The following is a 19,910-nucleotide window of genomic DNA, read 5'->3' as shown; positions in this document are numbered from 1 at the left end:
GCCATGTTGCTGACTAAAAAATCTTCCCATGCGCCTCAAGCTGCGCAAGTCTCTTCTTCGCCCTTCGTGCACAGCCTGCGGCGCGGTCTGGCCCAGGCCCTGCCCACCATGGATCGCCGCGCATTCCTGCGCCGCTCGGGTCTGGGCGTCGGCGTGGGCCTTGCGGCTTCGCAGCTCACGCTGGTGCGCAAGTCCCAGGCGGCTGAAGGCGCCAAGGTTGCCATTGGCGACACCAAGGTCGAGGTGCGCCGCACCGTGTGCACCCACTGCTCGGTGGGCTGCGCGGTCGATGCCGTGGTCGAGAACGGCGTGTGGGTGCGCCAGGAGCCGGTGTTCGACTCCCCCATCAACCTGGGCGCGCACTGCGCCAAGGGTGCGTCGGTGCGCGAGCACGGCCACGGCGAGTACCGCCTGCGCTACCCGATGAAGCTGGTCAACGGCAAGTACGAGCGCATCAGCTGGGACACAGCCCTCAATGAGATCACCGCCAAGATGCAGGAGCTGCGCAAGGCCAGCGGCCCTGACAGCGTGTACTTTGTGGGCTCGTCCAAGCACAGCAATGAGCAGGCGTACCTGCTGCGCAAGTTCGTGAGCTTCTGGGGCACCAACAATTGCGACCACCAGGCACGCATCTGCCACTCGACCACCGTGGCGGGCGTGGCCAACACGTGGGGCTACGGCGCCATGACCAATTCGTACAACGACATGCAAAACAGCAAGGTCGCCCTGTACATCGGCTCCAACGCCGCCGAGGCCCATCCGGTGTCGATGCTGCACATGCTGCACGCCAAGGAAACCGGCTGCAAGATGATCGTGGTGGACCCGCGCTTCACCCGCACCGCAGCCAAGGCCGATGAATACGTGCGCATCCGCTCGGGCTCCGACATCCCGTTCCTGTTTGGCGTGCTCTATCACATCTTCAAGAACGGCTGGGAAGACAAGAAGTACATCAACGACCGTGTCTACGGCATGGAGAAGGTGCGCGACGAAGTCCTGGCCAAGTGGACCCCGGACAAGGTCGAAGAGGCCTGCGGCGTCAAGGAAGACCAGGTGTTCAAGGTTGCCAAGATGCTGCACGAGAACAGCCCGGGCACCATCGTGTGGTGCATGGGCCAGACGCAGCACACCATCGGCAACGCCATCGTGCGCGCCTCGTGCATCTTGCAGCTGGCGCTGGGCAACGTGGGCAAGTCGGGTGGCGGCACCAACATCTTTCGCGGCCACGACAACGTGCAGGGCGCAACCGACGTGGGCCCCAACCCTGATTCGCTGCCCGGCTACTACGGCCTGGCCGAGGGCTCGTGGAAGCACTTTGCCAACGCCTGGGGCGTGGACTTCGACTGGATCAAGGGCCGCTACGCCTCGCCGGCCATGATGAGCAAAAACGGCATCACGGTGTCGCGCTGGATCGATGGCGTGCTCGAGAAAAACGAGCTCATCGACCAGGACTCCAACCTGCGCGGCGTGTTCTTCTGGGGGCATGCCCCCAACTCGCAGACGCGCGGCCTGGAGATGAAGCGCGCGATGGACAAGCTGGATCTGCTGGTCGTGGTCGATCCCTACCCGTCTGCCACGGCCGCCATGGCCGCCATGCCTGGTAAGCCCGAAGACCTGAACCCCAATCGCGCGGTGTACTTGTTGCCCGCTGCCACGCAGTTTGAGACCAGCGGCTCGTGCACGGCGTCCAACCGCTCGCTGCAATGGCGCGAAAAGGTCATCGAGCCGCTGTGGGAAAGCCGCAGTGATCACATGATCATGTACCAGTTCGCGCAGAAGCTCGGCTTCGACAAGGAACTGGTCAAGAACTACCAGATGCAAAAGGTGAAGGGCATGGACGAGCCCGTGCCCGAGGACATCCTGCGCGAGATCAACCGCTGCGTCTGGACCATTGGCTACACCGGCCAGAGCCCCGAGCGCCTGAAGGCCCACATGAAGAACATGCATTTGTTCGACGTGAAGACGCTCAAGGCCAAGGGCGGCAAGGACAAGGACACCGGCTACGACTTCACCGGCGACTACTTCGGCCTGCCCTGGCCTTGCTTTGGCACGCCCGAGTTGAAGCACCCCGGCTCGCCCAACCTGTACGACACCAGCAAGCACGTCATGGATGGCGGCGGCAATTTCCGCGCCAACTTCGGCGTCGAAAAGGACGGCGTCAACCTGCTGGCCGAAGACGGATCGCACTCGCTGGGCGCGGACATCACCACCGGCTACCCCGAGTTCGACCACGTGCTGCTCAAGAAACTGGGCTGGTGGGACGACCTCACCGATGCCGAGAAGAAGGCTGCGGAGGGCAAGAACTGGAAGACCGACCCGTCGGGCGGCATCATCCGCGTGACAATGAAGGTGCATGGCTGTCACCCTTTTGGCAACGCCAAGGCGCGCGCCGTGGTCTGGAACTTCCCCGACCCCATTCCGCAGCACCGCGAGCCCTTGTACGGCACCCGTCCGGACCTCATGGCCAAGTACCCCACGCACGACGACAAGAATGCGTTCTGGCGTCTGCCCACGCTGTACAAGAGCGTGCAGCAGAAGAACCTGGCCGACAAGGTGCACGAGACGTACCCGCTGATCCTGACTTCGGGCCGCCTGGTGGAGTACGAAGGCGGCGGCGAGGAAACCCGCTCCAACCCCTGGCTGGCCGAGCTGCAGCAGGAGTCGTTTGTCGAGATCAATCCCAAGACGGCGGCCGACCGCGGCATCCGCAACGGCGAGCGCGTGTGGCTCAGCACCCCCACCGGCGCGCGCCTGAATGTGCAGGCCCTGGTGACCGAGCGCGTGGCGCCCGACACCTGCTGGATGCCGTTCCACTTCTCGGGCCGCTGGCAGGGTCAGGACATGCTGGCCTACTACCCCAAGGGCGCCGCGCCCATCGTGCGCGGCGAGGCGGTCAACACCGCCACCACCTACGGTTACGACAGCGTGACCATGATGCAAGAAACCAAGACCACGATCTGCAACGTGGAACGCGCATAAGGAGGCAGCCATGGCACGAATGAAATTTATCTGCGACGCCGAGCGCTGCATTGAGTGCAACAGCTGCGTCACCGCCTGCAAGAACGAGCACGAGGTGCCCTGGGGCGTCAACCGCCGCCGCGTGGTCACGCTCAACGACGGTGTACCGGGCGAGAAGTCCATCTCGGTCGCCTGCATGCACTGCAGCGACGCGCCCTGCATGGCCGTCTGCCCCGTCAATTGCTTTTACCGTACCGACGAGGGCGTGGTGCTGCACGACAAGGATGTGTGCATCGGCTGCGGCTACTGCAGTTACGCCTGTCCGTTCGGCGCGCCGCAGTTTCCGTCGCAGGGCACCTTTGGTGTGCGCGGCAAGATGGACAAGTGCACCTTCTGCGCCGGTGGCCCAGAGCAGCACGGCAGCCAGGCCGAGTTTGAAAAGTACGGCCGCAACCGCCTGGCCGAAGGCAAGCTGCCGGCCTGCGCCGAGATGTGCTCGACCAAGGCTCTGCTGGCTGGTGACGGCGACGTGGTGGCCGACATCTTCCGCACCCGCGTGATCCAGCGCGGCAAGGGCGCCGAAGTCTGGGGCTGGGGCACAGCCTATGGTTCCAAGCAGGCCGGCCAGCCGCCGGCAGGAGCAAAGTCATGAAGACACGCGCATGGCATGTTCTGGGCGCCCTGGGCGCCGTGGTGGCCCTGTCGGCCTGCGGCGAGAAGCCGCAAACCGGCGGTGGCGTGAAGCAGGACGCACCGCCCTACGCGGGCACGGGCAGCAACTTCACCGCCCCCGACTGGAAGGCGGGCGATGCGGGCAGCTGGGAGCAAAAGCTCAAGGCCCGCATGCAGTACGGCCAGAACGAATACACCCGCGTGCGGTGATGCGAGGCCTGCCATGAAACACCTTTTGTGTGCCTTGCTGCTGGTGGGCGGTGCTGCCTGGGCGCAAGCCCCCGCAGGCACTGCCAGCGACGCGGCAGCGCCCGCGGCTGCCAGTGCTGCGCCGGCGCCGCTTGCGGCTGTCCAGGGTCAGAACATCTTCGAAGTCAGGCCCGATGCCAGCCAGGAGCCGGGCTATGCCGGGCAGACCAACGGCGAGCGCGCCAAGGTGCAGCCGGGCAACAACGCGCCCATGTGGCGACAGGTCAGTGACGGCGTGACGGGCTATAGCAGCCTGCCCAAGTCGCAGGCGCCTGAGGCGGGAAATCTGATCCAGCCTTTCGTGCAGTACCCCGGATCGCGCTACACCACGGCAGGCCAGGCCTGGCGCGAGGTGCGCAACCACTGGATCATTCCTTACGGCGCAGCTCTGTTGGGCATCGTCGTCCTGGCAATGGCCATTTTTTACCTGGCCAAGGGTCCGATGGGGCACGAGCACCCGGAAACCGGCGGCCGCAAGATCGAGCGCTTTACGCCCTTTGAGCGCGCGGCGCACTGGTCCAATGCCATTGCCTTCGTCACGCTGGCCGTCACGGGCATCCTGATGGCGTTTGGCAAGTTCTTCCTGTTGCCGGTGCTGGGCGCCCAGTTGTTCGGCTGGCTGGCCTACGCCGCCAAGAACGTGCACAACTTCATGGGACCGCTGTTTGCCGTGTCGCTCACGGTGATCATTCTGACCTTCATCAAGGACAACATCGCCAACCGCGCGGACTTTGTCTGGTTGTCCAAGGCGGGTGGCATGTTTGGCGATCACCAGGTGCCCTCGCACCGTTTCAATGCGGGCGAGAAGGGCATGTTCTGGTGGGGTATCACCATCCCTGGCGTGTTCGTCGTGCTGTCGGGCCTGGTGCTCGACAAGCTGATCCCCGGCTGGGGCCTGCTGCGGGGCGAGATGCAGATCGCACACATGGTGCATGCCACGCTGGCCATCTGGATGATGGCGCTGTTGATGGGCCATATCTACATGGGCACCATCGGCATGCGCGGCGCCTATAAAGCCATGAAGACCGGCTACGTCAGCGAGGGTTGGGCGCAAGAGCACCACGAGCTGTGGGCCGAAGACATTCGCAACGGCAAGATTCCTGCCCAGCGCAGCGGCGTTGCATCCGCGGGGCAGGCTCCGCATCCCCAACCTGCAGTGGGAGGAAATCAATGATGTTGGCAACCACTCTCGTGAAGCGCGGCGCCTTGGGCCTGGCCCTGGCATCGCTGGCCGGTGTGGCGGGCGCCAAGCTGCCGCCCCCGACGCCCGAAGCACAACTGAAGGCCGCAGAGTCCGCTGCCAGATCCGCCTGGGCCGGCAAGGTGGACGCCTACAAGCTGTGCCAGGCGCAGGACAGGGCGGCGGCGCATTACCGTCGCACGGCGGCTGATGCCCGGCCCGCTGCGGCCACGGCCGCTTGCACCGACCCGGGCCCCTTCAGCTTCACCCCGCCCGTGGCCAAGCCGCCTGAGACGGCAGCTGCCGCCACGCCCCCGGTCGCCGGTGCTGCTGCCAGCCCCACTGCCAGCGCTGCCAGCGCTGCCGGCGCTGCTGCACCCGCAGCGGGCGCCTCTGCCGCACCTGCCCCGAAGAGCTGATGCCGGCCCGCGGGCCCCGCGTCCCGGCGCGGTGGCCCTGAGTTTCTGACCGCCTCTGCGCCCCCCGCACGCCCCGCAGCGCCCCGCGCGTGACGGGGCGTAATTACATGTACGCCGCGACCATGACGCCAACGCCTGAAAGCCAGACTCCCGATCAAACCGCCCGGCTGCCATGGCTGCCCCGGCTCACGCAGGCAGCTGCGCCGCTGACCCATGCGGTGCTGGCCATCAACGAGCGAGGTGAACAGGAAGAACTGCACATCCCTGCAGAGCGCCCGCTCACCGTGTATGTGGACAAGCGCGAACTGGTCACGCTGATGACGCTGGGCGCGCACCCCGAGCTGCTGGTGCTGGGCTACCTGCGCAACCAGCGGCTGGTGGATTCGGTCGATGAGATCGAGTCCATCACCGTGGACTGGGACGTCAATGCCGCTGCTGTGGCCACGCGCCGCGGCATTGCGCGCATCGAGGAGCGCACCGCGCGCAAGCTGGTCACCACCGGCTGCGGCCAGGGCAGCGTGTTCGGCGGTCTGATGGATGACGTGGCCGGCATCCGCCTGCCCCCCGCCGTGCTGACGCAGGCCGATCTGTACGCCATCGTCAACGCAATCCGGCTGCAGGAGTCCACCTACAAGTCCGCGGGATCGGTGCATGGCTGCGCGCTGTTCCAGGGGGCGCAGATGCTGGTCTTTGTGGAGGACGTGGGCCGCCACAACGCCATCGACACCATCGCTGGCTGGATGTGGATGCAGCAGCCGGGCGACGCCATGCGGGGCGGCGACAAGGTGTTCTACACCACGGGCCGCCTGACCAGCGAGATGGTCATCAAGTCGGCCCAGATGGGCGTGCCCATCGTCGTGTCGCGCAGCGGCATGACGCAAATGGGGCACGCGGTGGCCAGCCAGCTGGGGTTGTGCGCCATCGGGCGCGCCACCCACCGGCGCTTCCTGTGCTACGCCGGTGCCGAGCGGCTGGTGCTGCAGCCGGAACTGGCGCAGCCGCCGGCGATACCCACAGCCTGAAACCTGTTGCGGGGCGGGTGGCATGATGCCAGCCATGCCCGCCACTGCAGACACAGCCACCACCGCACCCACGCTCGCCCTCCATGCGGGAGGTCTCGCGGCGCCCAGCCCGTGGGCCTTTGTCCGACTGGGCTGGCGCACGCTGCTGCGCGACCTGCGCGCGGGAGAGCTGCGCCTGCTCATGGTCGCCGTCACGCTGGCCGTGGCCGCGCTGACCTCGGTGGGCTTTTTTGCCGACCGCCTGCAGGGCGGCCTGGCGCGCGATGCGCTGCAGCTGCTGGGCGGCGACGCCGTGGTTGCCAGCGACAACCCCACGCCCGCTGCCTTTGTGGAGCAGGCGCGAGCGCTGGGCTTGCAGAGCGTGACCACGCTGAGCTTTCCGACCATGGGGCGCGCAAGCGACGAGCGCGGCGGCGCCAGCCGGCTGGTGGCCCTCAAAAGCGTGGAGCCCGGCTACCCGCTGCGCGGGCGTTTGCAGGTGGCCGACGGCCCGCAGCGCCCCGGCATTCCCACCCAGGACATTCCTGCGCGCGGCGAGGTCTGGGTGGATGCGCCGCTGCTCGAATCGCTGGCGCTTCAGCTGGGCGACTTTCTGCTGCTGGGCGACGGACAACTGCGCATCACGCGCATCATCACCCTGGAACCTGACCGCGGCGCAGGCTTCATGAGCTTTGCACCGCGGGTGATGGTCAATGCGCTGGACCTGCCCGCCACAGGTCTGGTGCAGCCCGCCAGCCGCATCACCTACCGCTTTGCCGTGGCGGGCGCGCCGCATGCCGTCCAGCGCTTCACCGACTGGGCTGGCCAGGCAGTGGCGGGGCCTGACATGCGCGGCGTGCGCGTCGAGTCGCTGGAAAGCGGCCGCCCCGAGATGCGCCAGACGCTGGACCGCGCGCAGAAATTCCTCAACCTCGTGGCGCTGCTGGCGGCGCTGCTGTCGGCCGTGGCCGTGGCGCTGGCGGCGCGCGGTTTTGCCAACGAAAACCTGGACGCCGCCGCGCTCCTGCGCGTGCTGGGCCAGAGCCAGCGCACCATTGCCGCGGCTTACGCGGTGGAGTTCGCGCTGGTCGGCCTGTTTGCAAGCGCACTGGGTGTGCTGCTGGGCTTTGCCGTGCACCACGTCTTTGTGCTGCTGCTGGCGGGGCTGGTGGAGGCGGCGCTGCCCGCGGCCAGCCTGTGGCCCGTCGCCTTTGGCGTGGGCGTGGGCCTGACGCTGCTGTGCGCGTTTGGACTGCCGCCGGTGCTGCAGCTGGCGCAGGTGCCGCCGCTGCGCGTCATCCGCCGTGATCTGGGCAATGCGCGGCCCGCCTCGATGGCCGTGCTGGGTCTGGGCGTGGCGGGCTTTGCCGCGCTGCTGCTGACGGTGAGCCGCGACCTGAAACTGGGCGCGATCGCCGTAGGCGGCTTTGCCGCGGCCGTGCTGTTGTTTGCGGCCCTGGCGTGGGCGGCCGTGGGGTTGTTGCGCCGCAGCGTGCGCGAGACCACCGCGCCGCGCTGGCTGGTGCTGGCCACGCGCCAGATCGCCGCGCGCCCGGTCTATGCCGTGGTGCAGGTCAGCAGCCTGGCCGTGGGCCTGCTGGCGCTGGTGCTGCTGGTGCTGCTGCGCACCGACCTCATCGACAGCTGGCAGCGCGCCACGCCGGCCGATGCGCCCAACCGCTTCGTGATCAACATCCTGCCGGACCAGGCCGAGTCCTTTCAGCAGATGCTGCGCCAGGCAGGCGTGGCGCAGTACGACTGGTACCCCATGTTCCGTGGCCGGCTGGTGGCCATCAACGACCGGGCCGTGAGCATGGACGACTACCAGGAAGACCGCGCCAAGCGCCTGGTGGACCGCGAGTTCAACCTCTCCAACGCGCACGACGCGCCGCAGCACAACCCCATTGTGGGCGGGCGCTGGACACCCGAGGAACCCGGCGCCGTCAGTGTGGAAGAAGGCCTGGCCCAGACCCTGGGCCTGAAGCTGGGCGACCGCCTGCGCTTTGACATTGCCGGCGTGTACAGCGACGTGCGCATCACCAGCCTGCGCAAGGTGGACTGGAGCTCCATGCGCGCCAACTTCTTCGTCATGTACCCGCTGGCGCAGATGCCCGACGTGCCCTACACCTACCTGGCCGCCTTTCATGCGCCAGAACTGTGGCCCCCACGCTCCGCCGCCACGCAAGGCCCGCTGCCGCCCGGGGGCGCAGCGTCCCACTCGGGGCGTCCCGGCGTTGGCAGCGCCAGCTTTGACAATGCGCTGGTCCACGCCTTTCCCAACATCACCAACGTGGACCTCAGTGCCACGCTGGCCCAGGTGCAGGGCGTGCTGGCGCAGGTGATCCGCGCGGTGGAGTTTCTGTTTGCCTTCACGCTGGCGGCGGGGCTGGTGGTGCTGTTTGCCGCCGTCACCGCCACGCGCGAGGAACGGGCGCGCGAGTTCGCCATCATGCGCGCCGTGGGCGCGCGCGCCAGCCTGCTGCGGCAGGTGCAGCGCGCCGAGCTGGCAGGCGTGGGCCTGCTGGCGGGCTTTCTGGCCAGCTGCGTGGCCGTGGCCGTGGGCTGGCTGCTGGCGCGCTACGTGTTCGACTTTGTCTGGACGGCCCAGGCCTGGGTGCCCCTGGCGGGCGCGCTGGCAGGGGCGGTGCTGGCGCTGGCAGCGGGCTGGTGGGGGCTGCGCGAGGTGCTGACCCGCCCCGTGATGGACACCCTGCGCCGATCGGCCGAATAAGCCGGTTGATTAACTATTGTTTTGATAGCTGCTTGCGCTTGATTTACATGGGTTGGAGGCTAATTTGATTCAAACACCCGCCCCTGCCGACAGTGATGCCGACGCTCATGCCCGCGTTGATGCCCGCGTTGATGCCGACAGCGGCGCCGCGCTGGCGCAGGGACTGCGTTATTGGCTTCAGGCACCGGGCGACGCACCCGTGCAGATGGTGCAGACGCACATCTCGCGCATCCTGCTCACCCGTGACTTTGCCTACAAGCTCAAAAAACCGCTGCGCCTGCCGTTTGCGGACTTCAGCACCCCCGCCTTGCGCCGCCACTACTGCAACGAGGAGTTGCGCCTGAACCTGCGCCTGGCGCCCACCCTGTACCTGGACGTGCTGCCCGTTCTGGGCAGCCCCGCGCAGCCCCGCCTGGGCACATCGCAAGATGTGGACGCCGCCATCGACTGGGTGCTGCGCATGCGCCGCTTTGCCACCGGCAGCGAACTGGATGCCCTGGTGCGCGCGGGCACCGTGGCGCCCGCCGAGGTGGACGCCTTTGCCGCCCGCCTGGCGCGCTTTCACAGCGAAGTGTCCGCCGCGCCCGAAGGCGCCGACTGGGGCACGGCCGAGCAGGTGGCCCAGGCCATCCACGGCGTGATGGATACGCTGGCGCCGTTGCTGCCCGCGCCTGATGCGCCCCGGCTGACCATGCTGCGCGCCTGGTTTGACGCGCGCCAGCCTACGCTGGCCGACGACTGGACCGCACGCCGCGCCGCAGGCCATGTGCGCGAAGGCCACGGCGACCTGCATCTGGCCAACCTGGTGCGCCTGGCAGGCGAGATCACCGCGTTTGATTGCATCGAATTCAGCCCGGCGCTGCGCTGGATCGACACCCTGGCCGACGCGGGCTTCTTCACCATGGACTTGCACGCCCATGGCCGCGCCGACCTGGCCTGGCGCTTTCTGGACGCTTACCTGGCTGGCACGGGCGACTACGCCGGCCTGGCCGTGCTGCGTCCCTACGAGGTCTATCGCGCCCTGGTGCGCGCCATGGCTGCGCGGCTGCGTGCAGGGCAGGGCGCGGAAGCGCTGCCGGTGCAGGGGCCGGACTACCTGGGCTGTGCCGAGACGCTGGCCGCGCCGCTACGCCCGCGCCTGCTCATCACCCACGGCCTGTCGGGCTCGGGCAAATCCACCGTGGCGGCGGCGCTGCTGCAGCACGGCGCCGTGCGCCTGCGCTCGGATGTGGAGCGCAAGCGACTGCACGGTCTGGCGCCGCTGGACAAATCCGCCGCGCACGGTCTGGACATCTATACCCCCGAGGCCACCCGGCGTACTTTTGATCACCTGCACAGCCAGGCCCGCGCCGCGCTGCAGGCGGGCTACCCGGTGATCGTGGACGCCGCCTTTCTGCGCCGGCACGAGCGCGATGCCTTCCGGGCGCTGGCGGGCGCGCTGGGGCTGCCTTTCACCATCCTGCACTGCCATGCAGACCCGCGGCAGCTGCAAGAGCGTGTGCAGCGCCGCAGCGCCGCAGGCACCGACCCGTCCGAGGCAGGCGCCGCCGTGCTGGCGCTGCAGCAAACCAGCGCCGAGCCGCTGGCCGCCGACGAACTGGCCCATGCGCTGAGCCTGGTCACCGACCAGCCCTGGGATGCCGGCGATCTGTACCGCCGATGGATGGCAAGTCCGTCAAAAGCTTGACAAAAATCAAATCCGGCAACCTCGCGGGCTGCGTGGGGACAACCGCAGTGCCATTGCCGTCGCCATGTGTGTCAACATGGACACCCGTCTGCATCAGAAGGACAAGGTCATGGACAACACCACACTCACTGAAGCCCAATGCGCGCAATTGCGCGACACGCTGGAGCAGCGCAAGGAACAACTGCTGACCGAGCTGGGTCAGGCCAAGCATGAGACGCGAACCGCATCCGCCGAGCGCGTGGACCGCGAGACGGGCGACGACCTGCTGGCCCAGGCCGACCGCATTGCCCTGGACACCGTGCGCGACGCCGAAGCCACGCGCGATCACGACGAGCTGGTGGCCGTGCGCGCCGCGCTGGCCCGCATGGCCGAGGGCAGCTACGGCGAATGCACCGACTGTGGCCAGCCCGTGGGCGCGTCCCGCCTGCTGGCCCAGCCGTCTGCCGCGCGCTGCATTGAATGCCAGTCCAGGGCCGAGGCGCAGGGCCTGCGCTGATCGACCCCGCAGCCGGCTGCAGACCTGGTCGCCATTGGCCGGTTTGCTACAATCGCGGCCATGTCTGCACCTGATCAAACGCCGCCCGCCACGCCCTTCGACTGGATCGGCGGCGAACCTCGCATCCGCCAGCTGGTGGATCGTTTTTACGACTTGATGGACCTGGAGCCCGGCTACGCCGAGCTGCGCGCCGCCCACGGCAGCACCCTGGATGACGCGCGCGACAAGCTGTTTTGGTTTCTGTGCGGCTGGCTGGGCGGGCCCGACCACTACCAAAACCGTTTTGGCCACCCGCGTTTGCGTGCGCGGCACTTGCCGTTTTCCATCGGCATCCTGGAGCGCGATCAATGGGTCGCCTGCATGGATCAGGCCATGGGCGAGACCCACGTTCCCCCAGCCCTGCGCGCGCGCCTGAACGACAGCTTCATGGGTACGGCAGACTGGATGCGCAACCGCACGGGTTGATTTGCGTGCTATTGGGTTGATAGCTGCTGACGCTTGCTGAATAAGCGCTGCTGACTGTTTTGACGTGCAAGTCGGGCATCGGTAAAAGACTCTCAGCTTCTCAGTCCGCCTGCCTGCGCCGCCCCGGCTGCAGCAGCACCACCAGCGCGCCAGCGCCGCCGTCCAGCGGGCGGGCCTGCACGAAGGCCAGCACTTCTTTCTTTTGCACCAGCCAGCGCTGCACCCGGCTTTTGAGCACCGGGGTGCGCCCCGGTGATCCCAGGCCCTTGCCGTGCACTACGCGCACGCAGCGCAGGCCGGTGCGGTGGGCCACGCGGATGAATTCGCCCAGCGCCTCGCGCGCCTCGTCGGTGCGCAGGCCGTGCAGGTCCAGCTGGCGCTGGATGCTCCAGTGCCCCGCGCGCAGCTTGTGCGTCACGTCCATGCCGATACCGGGGCGGCGAAAGCTCAGCTGATCGTCCACGTCCAGCAGCGTGGTCACGTCGAACTCGTCGCTGAGCGATTCGCGCAGCACACGCTCTTCGTCCAGCGCGCGCTGCATGGGCAGTGGTTCGGGCGGTTCGGGCGTCGGCCACAGGCGCGCTGCCTGGCGCTTGAGGGGCTGCACCGGGCCTACGGTTTGCTGAAACAGGTGGCGCTCGGCGTGCGCGCGCAACTGGGCCTCGCGCCGCTGCTGCTCGCGCGCGGCCTCTTGCGCTGCGGCTTGTTGCAGGGCGCGGCGCAGGGGCTTGAGATCGGCAAAGGATCGGGCGGTGAGTGCGGCGCTCATGGGTTGCTGCCGGTTGTACCGCATTGCCCATGTCCGCCCGGGGGCGCCAGGTATTCGGCTGCAATGAATTGCGTGACCTGCGCGGGGTTGAAGTTGTCGTCGCTCACCAGCACCAGAACGCAGCGGTTGCCGTCCAGCGGCGGGCCCCAGGCCATTCCTTCCAGGTTGTCCACATCCAGGCCCAGGGCTTCAAAATCGGCCACCAGCATCTTGGGCGCGGGGCGGTGGTTGGCGCGGTCAGGCGCCGATGCGAGTGCGGGCAGCGCCAGCGTGTCGCTGCCATCGCGGGTGTCGATGCGGTACAGCCGCGCGGTAAACCCGGCGCCTGCGCTGTAGGCGCGCTCCAGCACCAGCAGGTGGTGCGGGCCGTCGGCCAGGATCTCGCTCACGCCGTTCATCTGCACGCCCCAGGGCAGGCGGCGGGCCCGGGGCACGGCGTCGGGCTGGTAGGCGATCTGGCGCAGCGGCTGGCCGCTGGCCACGTCGATGGCGGTGATGCGTACCGGCGCGCCGGCTGCCGCAGGTGTGGCACTGGGGCCGTCCTGGCGCCAGGGCAGCTCCATGGCCAGCCAGGCGGTGCGGCCGTCGGGCGTGAGGGCCAGGCCTTCCAGCGTGCCGTTGTTGCGCGGGCCGCGCCCGCGCCGGGGCGTGAAGCTGGCTGGCAGGGCGATGTCGCGCACGGGCGTGCCGTCGGCGCGGCTGGCGCGCAGCTGCGGGCCGAAGCCGCGCTCAAAGTCGCCCTCGCTGGTCCACAGAAATTGCAGACCGCCGGGCAGCCAGCGTGCGGCCTCGGGATCGGGCGTGTCCATGCCGGGGCGGGGCCACTGCGGCGGGGCAAAGGGCTGGCCGCTGGCGTGCAGCAGCTGGCGCACGCCGGTCAGCTCGGGCGGCGCGAGTGCGTTGGCGCTGTAGTGCAGCCGGGCGGTGTAGATGCGCGCCGGGTTGTGGATGGAGCGGTCGTCGCTGATGAGCAGGTACAGGCCCTGCACCGGGTCGTAGTCGATGCCCGACAGCCCGCCCACGGTGGTGCCGCCGTAGCTGGTGCCGGAGGGCAGGGCAGCAGTGCCGATCAGGCGCAGGCGCGGGGCGTCGTCGTTTGCGACAGGTTGTGCGCCGTCTTGTCCGCCGCCCGGCGCTGCGTGCGTGGATGGTGCCAGCTGCGTGGCCACGGGCGCGCAGCCCGCCACCAGGGTCAGCAGCAGCGCATGCGCCAGCGCGCGCAGCGAAGTGTGGCGGGCGAAGGCGGCGCGCTGGCGGCGCGGCGGCGTCATACCAGTCCTTTTTCGGCCATGGAAAGCGCTGCGCCCGGCGCCACGATCACATGGTCGAGCACGCGCACGTCCACCAGGGCCAGGGCGGCCTTCAGGGTCTGGGTCAGGGCCTCGTCGGCGCGGCTGGGCTGCACGCTGCCGCTGGGGTGGTTGTGCGCCAGCACCACGGCTGCCGCGTGGTGGTGCAGGGCGCGCAGCACCACTTCGCGCGGATAGACGCTGGTCTGTGTGAGAGTGCCCCGAAACAGCTCTTCCATCATGATCAGCCGGTTCTGGCTGTCCAGGAACAGCACGGCAAACACCTCGTGCGCGCGGGCGGCCAGGTGCAGTTGCAGGTAGTGCTTGACGGCGTCCGGTGAGCCGAACACCTCGCGCTCTTGCAGTTGCTGGGCCATGGCGCGGCGCGCCAGCTCCAGCACGGCCACCAGTTCGGCGCGCTTGGCCGGTCCCAGGCCCTTGATGCGCGCCAGGTCGGCTGCGCCAGCATGCAGCAATCCGGCCATGCCGCCAAAACCGCCGCCGGTGATGCGCCCGGCGGTGTCGCGCATGGGGTCATCAAGCAACTCTTGCGCCAGTTGCAGCACGCCCTTGCCCACGATGCCGGTGCGCAGCAAGATGGCCAGCAGCTCGGCGTCGGACAGCGCGGCGGGCCCGCGCGCAAGCAGCTTTTCGCGCGGTTGTGCGTCGGTGGGCAGGTCTTTGAGGGACATGGGGCGCGGCGGGTGCTGGGCCGTGGGGGCTTACCCGGTTTTCTACAATGACCGCCAGTTTATAGAGAGCTTTCATGACCGCAGACGCATCCACTTCGTCCCCCAGCGTGCCCGCCACGCCCATCGTGCAGCAGGGCTCGTTTCTCACGCTGCATTACCGCCTGGCTGGCCCGGCGGGTGATGTGATCAATACCTTCAACGACAAACCCGCCACCCTGTCGGTGGGCGCTGGCGAGCTGTCGCCTGCGCTGGAGCAGCGCCTGATCGGCCTGCCCGAAGGGGCGCGCGCCACCTTCGAGCTGGCTGCGGGCGAGGCCTTTGGCGAGCGCAACCCCGACATGCTGCAGTGGGTGGCCAAGAAGCTGCTCAACGACCTGGGCGACCCCCACGAGGAATACACCCTGGGCGATGTGGTTCAGTTCCCCACGCCCGACGGCACAGGCCAGTACGCGGGCGTGGTGATGCAGGTGCGAGACGATGGCGCCGTGTGCTTTGACTTCAACCACCCGCTGGCGGGTGTGTCCGTCACCTTCGAGGTGCGGATCATCGGCGTTCTGTGATGAACAAGCCGCAGGAAATCATTCTTGCCGAGCCGCGCGGCTTTTGCGCGGGGGTGGATCGCGCCATCGAGATCGTTGAGCGCGCACTCGAAAAGTTTGGCCGCCCCATCTATGTGCGCCATGAGATCGTGCACAACACCTTCGTGGTCAACGACCTCAAGGCCAAGGGCGCGATCTTCATCGAAGACCTGGCTGACGTGCCGCCCGGTGCCACGCTGGTGTTCAGCGCCCACGGCGTGAGCAAGGCGGTGCAGGGCGAGGCGACGGCCCGGGGCTTTCGCGTTTTTGACGCCACCTGCCCGCTGGTGACCAAGGTGCACGTCGAGGTGGCCAAGTTGGCCAAGGAGGGCTACGAGTTCATCATGATCGGCCACAAGGGTCACCCCGAGGTCGAAGGCACCATGGGTCAGCTGGACTACGGCATCCACCTGGTGGAAGACGTGGCGGATGTGGCCCGCGTGCAGCCCGCGCAGACCGACAAGCTGGCCGTGGTCACGCAGACCACCCTGAGCGTGGACGACGCGGCCGCGATCACTGCCGCCGTGCGCCAGCGCTTTCCGCAGATCCGCGAGCCCAAGCAGCAAGACATCTGCTACGCCACGCAAAACCGCCAGGACGCGGTGAAGCTGCTCAGCCCGCAGGTGGACTTGGTCATCGTGGTGGGCAGCCCGACCAGCTCCAACAGCAACCGTCTGCGTGAATTGGCCGCACGCCTGGGCACGCGCGCCTACATGATCGACAGCGCGGATGAGCTGCGCCACGAATGGTTTGACGGCATTGCCCGTGTGGGCCTGACGGCCGGCGCCTCGGCGCCCGAGGTGCTGGTACAGGCCGTTATCACGCGCATCAAGGAACTGGGCGCGGTGGCCGTGCGCAAGATGAACGGCATCGAAGAGACCGTGAAGTTCCCTCTACCCAAGGGTCTGAAAATCGACGCCGTCACCGGCCTTGAGATCACCGAGCACCTTCCGGAGACGGGCCCTGCAGCGCGCTGAGCATGGCGGTTGCTATTGAAGTCATAGCTGCCAGCGCCTGATCAAAAAGGGCTGCACGCCTCTTGATGCTGATGCTGCACCGGCGGTTATGTGGCAAGGCACATAGTGCCAGGGGGCCTGCCTGGGCAAAAATGTAGGTGCTCTTACAATTTCCGCTTCTTAACAACATGGGAGCCTCCTGGGCTCCCTGCATATGGAAATAGCAATACTGTTCGCCCTCATCTTGCTCAATGGCGTGTTCGCCATGTCCGAGCTGGCTCTGGTCTCCGCGCGCAAGACGCGTCTGCAGAAGCTGATCGATGAGGGCGATAGCGGTGCCATCGCGGCGGTCAAGCTGGGCGAAGACCCCACGCGCTTCATGTCCACCATCCAGATCGGCATCACCTCGATTGGCGTGCTCAACGGCATCGTGGGCGAGTCGGCCCTGGCCCAGCCACTGGGCGACTGGCTGCTGCAGCTGGGGGTGGAGGCGCAAATGGCCGGCTACTTGGCTACCGGCCTGGTGGTGGTGCTGATCACCTATTTCTCCATTGTCATCGGCGAGCTGGTGCCCAAGCGCTTGGGTCAAAGCTACCCCGAGACCCTGGCGCGCGTCGTGGCCCGGCCTATCAATTGGCTGGCCCTGGCCACCAAACCCTTTGTGCGCCTGCTGTCCATATCTACCGAGGGCTTGCTGCGCGCGCTGGGTGTGAAGCAGCATGTCGGCAGCTCCGTGACCGAGGATGAGATCCATGCCGTGCTGGCCGAGGGCACCAGCGCCGGCGTGATCGAGTCGCACGAGCACCAGATGCTGCGCAACGTGTTCCGCTTGGACGACCGCATGATCGGCTCGCTGATGGTGCCGCGTGCGGACGTGGTGTTTCTGGACGTACAGGAGTCGTTCGAAGAGAACCTGCGCCGCGTTGAGAACTCGGACCACGCGCGTTTTCCGGTGGTGCGCGGCGGCATGGAAAACACGCTGGGCGTGCTCAACGCGCGCCACTGGCTGTCACGCGCCGTGCGCGACACCACTGCGCGCGACCTGGCCACGCAGCCGTTGCACACCGCGCTGTACGTGCCCGAAACCATCAGCGCCAGTGAGCTGCTGGAGAACTTCCGCCTGTCGGACGTGCACATGGCCTTCGTCATCGACGAGTACGGCGAGGTGCAGGGCATCGTCACCGTGCAGGACTTGATCGAGGCCATCATCGGCGAGTTTCGTCCGCAGGACCCCGAGGATTCCTGGGCCGTGGAGCGGGAGGACGGCAGCTGGCTGCTGGACGGCCACATCCCCGTGCCCGAGCTCAAGGACCGCCTGCAGCTGTCCACCGTGCCCGAGGAAGACCGGGGCCGCTACCACACGCTCAGCGGCATGGTGATGCTGCTGACCGGCAAGCTGCCCAAGGTGACCGACACCGTGCAATGGGAGGACTGGCGGTTTGAGGTGGTGGACATGGACGGCAAAACCATCGACAAGGTGCTGGCCAGCCGCATCCCGCAAGCGCAGGTGCTGTCCGGCGATCAGGCCGTGATGGGCGACTGACGCAGTTTGGCAGACGCTGGTGCGTCTGATCTGACGCCGGTGGATGCGCGCAGGCGTGCGTTCAACTCCACAAATCCAGCGGTGGGTCGGCCGCCACGGCGCGCAGAATGTCGGTGCGCGAGATGAAGCCCGTCAGCAGCCCACGCTCGTCGGTCACGGGCAGACCCGGCAGGCCCGTGTCCAGCAGCACCTTGGCAACGCGGCGCAGCTCGGTATCGGCGGCCACTGTCGGCACGGGGCTGACCATGACCTCGGACACCGGGCGGCGCGCCAGTTCGATGGCTTGTCTGATGGTGCGGGGCTCGGGCAGCAGATTCAGCGGTGCCATGTCGGCGCGCAGCAGCAGGCCTACCGCCTGGCCCTGGTCGTTGACGACGGGCGCCTGGGCCACGCCCTGCTGCGCCAGCGTTTGCCAAGCGTCGCTCAGACGGGCGTCGGGCGGCACGCTCAAGGCGCCCACGGTCATCACATCTTTCACACGCGTGAGCGGCTGGCGCTGCTGTGCGGGGCCCTGCTCGGTCTGTACGTAGGCGGATACGGCCTCCTTGCGCAAATGGGGTCTGGGGCCGGGCAGGGCGGCGGGCGGCGCAGCCGGGCTGGAGGGCGCGTCGGCCGACATGGCCCCTGAGTGCAGCGCCTTCGGTCGCTGTACGCGCCGCACGGGCGTGATCTGCGCGAGATTGTCCGGTCCGCCGCGGTACATCTGCCCCGAAGGGCCAAATACGAAGAACATGGCCGTGTCTCCTGTGTCGGTGTAACCGGTGCCTGAGCACTAGAATCGAAGAATATGCTAGATATCCTTCTCCTTCGCAAAGACCTCGCCAGCGCCGTTGCGCGGCTGGAAACCCGCAAGAAGCCGCAAGCCTTCCTGAACGTGCAGACGTTTCAGGCGCTTGAATCCGAGCGCAAGTCCCTCCAGACGCGCACCGAAGAGTTGCAGTCGCAACGCAATCAGTTGTCCAAGCAGATCGGCATGCTGATGGGCAAGGGAGATAAAGAGGCCGCCGAAGCTGCCAAGGAGCAGGTGGCAGTCATCAAGCAAGAGCTGGACGGCTCCGCCGTGCGTCTGGAACAGTTGCAGGCCGAGTTGCAAACCATGCTCGCCGTGGTGCCCAATCTGCCGCACGAGAGCGTGCCCGTGGGCGCAGACGAGAGCGCCAATGCTGAGGTACGTCGTTGGGGCACCCCCCGTGCGTTTGATTTCGCTGTCCGGGATCATGTGGACTTGGGCGAGCCGTTGGGCCTGGACTTTGACATGGGTGTGAAGCTGTCTGGCTCGCGCTTTACGGTGATGAAGGGCGGAATTGCCCGTTTGCACCGGGCGCTCAGCCAGTTCATGCTGGACGTGCAGACGCGCGACCATGGCTACACCGAGTGCTACGTGCCCTATGTGGTCAACGCCGACTCCCTCAAAGGTACGGGCCAGCTGCCCAAGTTTGAAGGAGATCTGTTTGCCGCAAAAAAAGGGGGCCAGGATGGCGAGCCCGTGCCCGACAACGCGGCGCTGTACCTGATCCCGACCAGCGAAGTGCCACTGACCAACTTTGTGCGCGATGCGGTTGTGCAGGAGTCCGAACTGCCCATCAAACTTACGGCACACACACCATGCTTCCGATCAGAAGCCGGCAGCTACGGCCGTGATACTCGCGGCATGATCCGCCAGCACCAGTTCGACAAGGTCGAGATGGTGCAGATCGTGCACCCCGACAAGAGCTACGAGGCGCTGGAAGAAATGACCCGACACGCCGAAAACGTGTTGCAGCAACTCGGCTTACCCTACCGCGTCATGGCTTTATGCACCGGCGATATCGGCTTTGGCGCAGCCAAAACCTACGATCTGGAAGTTTGGCTGCCCGCGCAGAATACCTACCGTGAAATCAGTTCGGTCAGCAACTGCGAAGCCTTTCAGGCGCGCCGCCTGCAGGCGCGCTTCAAGAATGCCCAAGGCAAGAACGAGCTGGTGCACACCCTCAACGGCTCCGGCCTGGCCGTCGGTCGCGCGCTGGTTGCCGTGCTGGAAAATCATCAGAATGCAGACGGCAGCGTCACGATTCCTGAAGTGCTGCGTCCCTACATGGATGGCCTGACCGTGCTGGCTCCATGAAATTACCTGCTAGAATCGTAAGCTTCGACACACAGGAGAGGTGGCAGAGTGGTCGAATGTACCTGACTCGAAATCAGGCGTAGTGGCAACACTACCGTGGGTTCGAATCCCACCCTCTCCGCCA

Annotated in this window: 18 protein-coding genes and 1 tRNA gene; 15 read left to right on the top strand and 4 right to left on the bottom strand. The window is 67.2% G+C overall.

What is annotated here, in order from left to right:
• Positions 1–3 precede the first annotated feature (3 nt).
• From AB7E35_RS11910 to AB7E35_RS11865, 10 genes are all read left to right on the top strand, one after another.
• Positions 4–2,976: a formate dehydrogenase subunit alpha gene (locus AB7E35_RS11910; RefSeq protein ID WP_428163869.1), complete on the top strand. Its 2,973-nt coding sequence runs from the start codon at positions 4–6 to the stop codon at positions 2,974–2,976.
• 10 nt (positions 2,977–2,986) lie between these two features.
• Positions 2,987–3,607: a formate dehydrogenase FDH3 subunit beta gene (fdh3B, locus tag AB7E35_RS11905; protein ID WP_428163868.1), complete on the top strand. Its 621-nt coding sequence runs from the start codon at positions 2,987–2,989 to the stop codon at positions 3,605–3,607.
• Positions 3,604–3,837, top strand: coding sequence for a hypothetical protein (locus AB7E35_RS11900; protein ID WP_428163867.1), 234 nt, complete (start codon positions 3,604–3,606; stop codon positions 3,835–3,837). Before fdh3B ends, AB7E35_RS11900 begins: the two co-directional genes overlap by 4 nt.
• Before the next feature lie 13 nt (positions 3,838–3,850).
• The gene (locus AB7E35_RS11895; RefSeq protein ID WP_428163866.1) at positions 3,851–5,050 is read left to right on the top strand and encodes a formate dehydrogenase subunit gamma; all 1,200 of its coding nucleotides are present in this window, start codon (positions 3,851–3,853) and stop codon (positions 5,048–5,050) included.
• Positions 5,047–5,475 (top strand): hypothetical protein, encoded by a 429-nt coding sequence (locus tag AB7E35_RS11890; RefSeq protein WP_428163865.1) that lies wholly within the window; start codon positions 5,047–5,049, stop codon positions 5,473–5,475. Before AB7E35_RS11895 ends, AB7E35_RS11890 begins: the two co-directional genes overlap by 4 nt.
• Positions 5,476–5,597: 122 nt before the next feature.
• On the top strand, positions 5,598–6,497 hold the full coding sequence (locus AB7E35_RS11885; RefSeq protein ID WP_428163864.1) for a formate dehydrogenase accessory sulfurtransferase FdhD: 900 nt from the start codon (positions 5,598–5,600) through the stop codon (positions 6,495–6,497).
• Between the two features lie 25 nt (positions 6,498–6,522).
• Entirely contained in the window at positions 6,523–9,207 is a 2,685-nt protein-coding gene (locus AB7E35_RS11880; RefSeq protein WP_428163863.1) for an ABC transporter permease, read from the top strand.
• 205 nt (positions 9,208–9,412) lie between these two features.
• Positions 9,413–10,894 (top strand): AAA family ATPase, encoded by a 1,482-nt coding sequence (locus AB7E35_RS11875; protein ID WP_428163881.1) that lies wholly within the window; start codon positions 9,413–9,415, stop codon positions 10,892–10,894.
• Between the two features lie 76 nt (positions 10,895–10,970).
• On the top strand, positions 10,971–11,390 hold the full coding sequence (locus AB7E35_RS11870; protein WP_428163862.1) for a TraR/DksA family transcriptional regulator: 420 nt from the start codon (positions 10,971–10,973) through the stop codon (positions 11,388–11,390).
• A gap of 60 nt (positions 11,391–11,450) precedes the next feature.
• The gene (locus AB7E35_RS11865; RefSeq protein ID WP_428163861.1) at positions 11,451–11,855 is read left to right on the top strand and encodes a group II truncated hemoglobin; all 405 of its coding nucleotides are present in this window, start codon (positions 11,451–11,453) and stop codon (positions 11,853–11,855) included.
• Positions 11,856–11,955: 100 nt separating this feature from the next.
• On the opposite strand, the gene AB7E35_RS11860 is transcribed toward AB7E35_RS11865, so the two are convergent.
• Genes AB7E35_RS11860 through radC form a run of 3 tightly spaced genes read right to left on the bottom strand, consistent with a single transcriptional unit; the run spans position 11,956 to position 14,605 of the window.
• On the bottom strand, positions 11,956–12,624 hold the full coding sequence (locus AB7E35_RS11860) for a Smr/MutS family protein (protein ID WP_428163860.1): 669 nt from the start codon (positions 12,622–12,624) through the stop codon (positions 11,956–11,958).
• Positions 12,621–13,895, bottom strand: a complete 1,275-nt coding sequence (locus AB7E35_RS11855) for an esterase-like activity of phytase family protein (protein WP_428163859.1) — start codon at positions 13,893–13,895, stop codon at positions 12,621–12,623. Before AB7E35_RS11855 ends, AB7E35_RS11860 begins: the two co-directional genes overlap by 4 nt.
• Positions 13,892–14,605, bottom strand: a complete 714-nt coding sequence (gene radC / locus AB7E35_RS11850) for a RadC family protein (RefSeq protein ID WP_428163858.1) — start codon at positions 14,603–14,605, stop codon at positions 13,892–13,894. The genes AB7E35_RS11855 and radC overlap by 4 nt, the downstream gene beginning before the upstream one ends.
• A gap of 74 nt (positions 14,606–14,679) precedes the next feature.
• On the opposite strand from radC, the gene AB7E35_RS11845 reads away from it, so the two are divergent.
• The 3 genes from AB7E35_RS11845 to AB7E35_RS11835 all read left to right on the top strand — a co-directional run bounded on the left by AB7E35_RS11845 (position 14,680) and on the right by AB7E35_RS11835 (position 17,682).
• Positions 14,680–15,165 carry an FKBP-type peptidyl-prolyl cis-trans isomerase gene (locus AB7E35_RS11845; protein WP_428163857.1) on the top strand — a complete coding sequence of 162 codons (486 nt, stop codon included), beginning with the start codon at positions 14,680–14,682 and terminating at the stop codon, positions 15,163–15,165.
• Positions 15,165–16,160, top strand: coding sequence for a 4-hydroxy-3-methylbut-2-enyl diphosphate reductase (gene ispH / locus AB7E35_RS11840; protein ID WP_428163856.1), 996 nt, complete (start codon positions 15,165–15,167; stop codon positions 16,158–16,160). Before AB7E35_RS11845 ends, ispH begins: the two co-directional genes overlap by 1 nt.
• Positions 16,161–16,353: 193 nt before the next feature.
• Entirely contained in the window at positions 16,354–17,682 is a 1,329-nt protein-coding gene (locus AB7E35_RS11835) for a hemolysin family protein (RefSeq protein WP_428163855.1), read from the top strand.
• A gap of 61 nt (positions 17,683–17,743) precedes the next feature.
• Here the strand turns inward: AB7E35_RS11835 and AB7E35_RS11830 are convergent, their stop codons facing one another.
• Positions 17,744–18,415 (bottom strand): CBS domain-containing protein, encoded by a 672-nt coding sequence (locus AB7E35_RS11830; RefSeq protein WP_428167612.1) that lies wholly within the window; start codon positions 18,413–18,415, stop codon positions 17,744–17,746.
• A 54-nt stretch (positions 18,416–18,469) separates the two neighbouring features.
• On the opposite strand from AB7E35_RS11830, the gene serS reads away from it, so the two are divergent.
• Together serS and AB7E35_RS11820 are read left to right on the top strand one after the other, a co-directional pair.
• Positions 18,470–19,786 carry a serine--tRNA ligase gene (gene serS, locus AB7E35_RS11825; protein WP_428163853.1) on the top strand — a complete coding sequence of 439 codons (1,317 nt, stop codon included), beginning with the start codon at positions 18,470–18,472 and terminating at the stop codon, positions 19,784–19,786.
• Between the two features lie 34 nt (positions 19,787–19,820).
• Positions 19,821–19,910 (top strand) — tRNA-Ser (locus AB7E35_RS11820).

The sequence above is a fragment of the Diaphorobacter sp. genome (genome assembly GCF_050251835.1).
In the GTDB taxonomy this organism is placed as follows: domain Bacteria; phylum Pseudomonadota; class Gammaproteobacteria; order Burkholderiales; family Burkholderiaceae_C; genus JBFXIE01.
The sequence above is the reverse complement of the archived record's forward strand: the minus strand, read 5'-3'. Positions and strand labels throughout refer to the sequence as shown.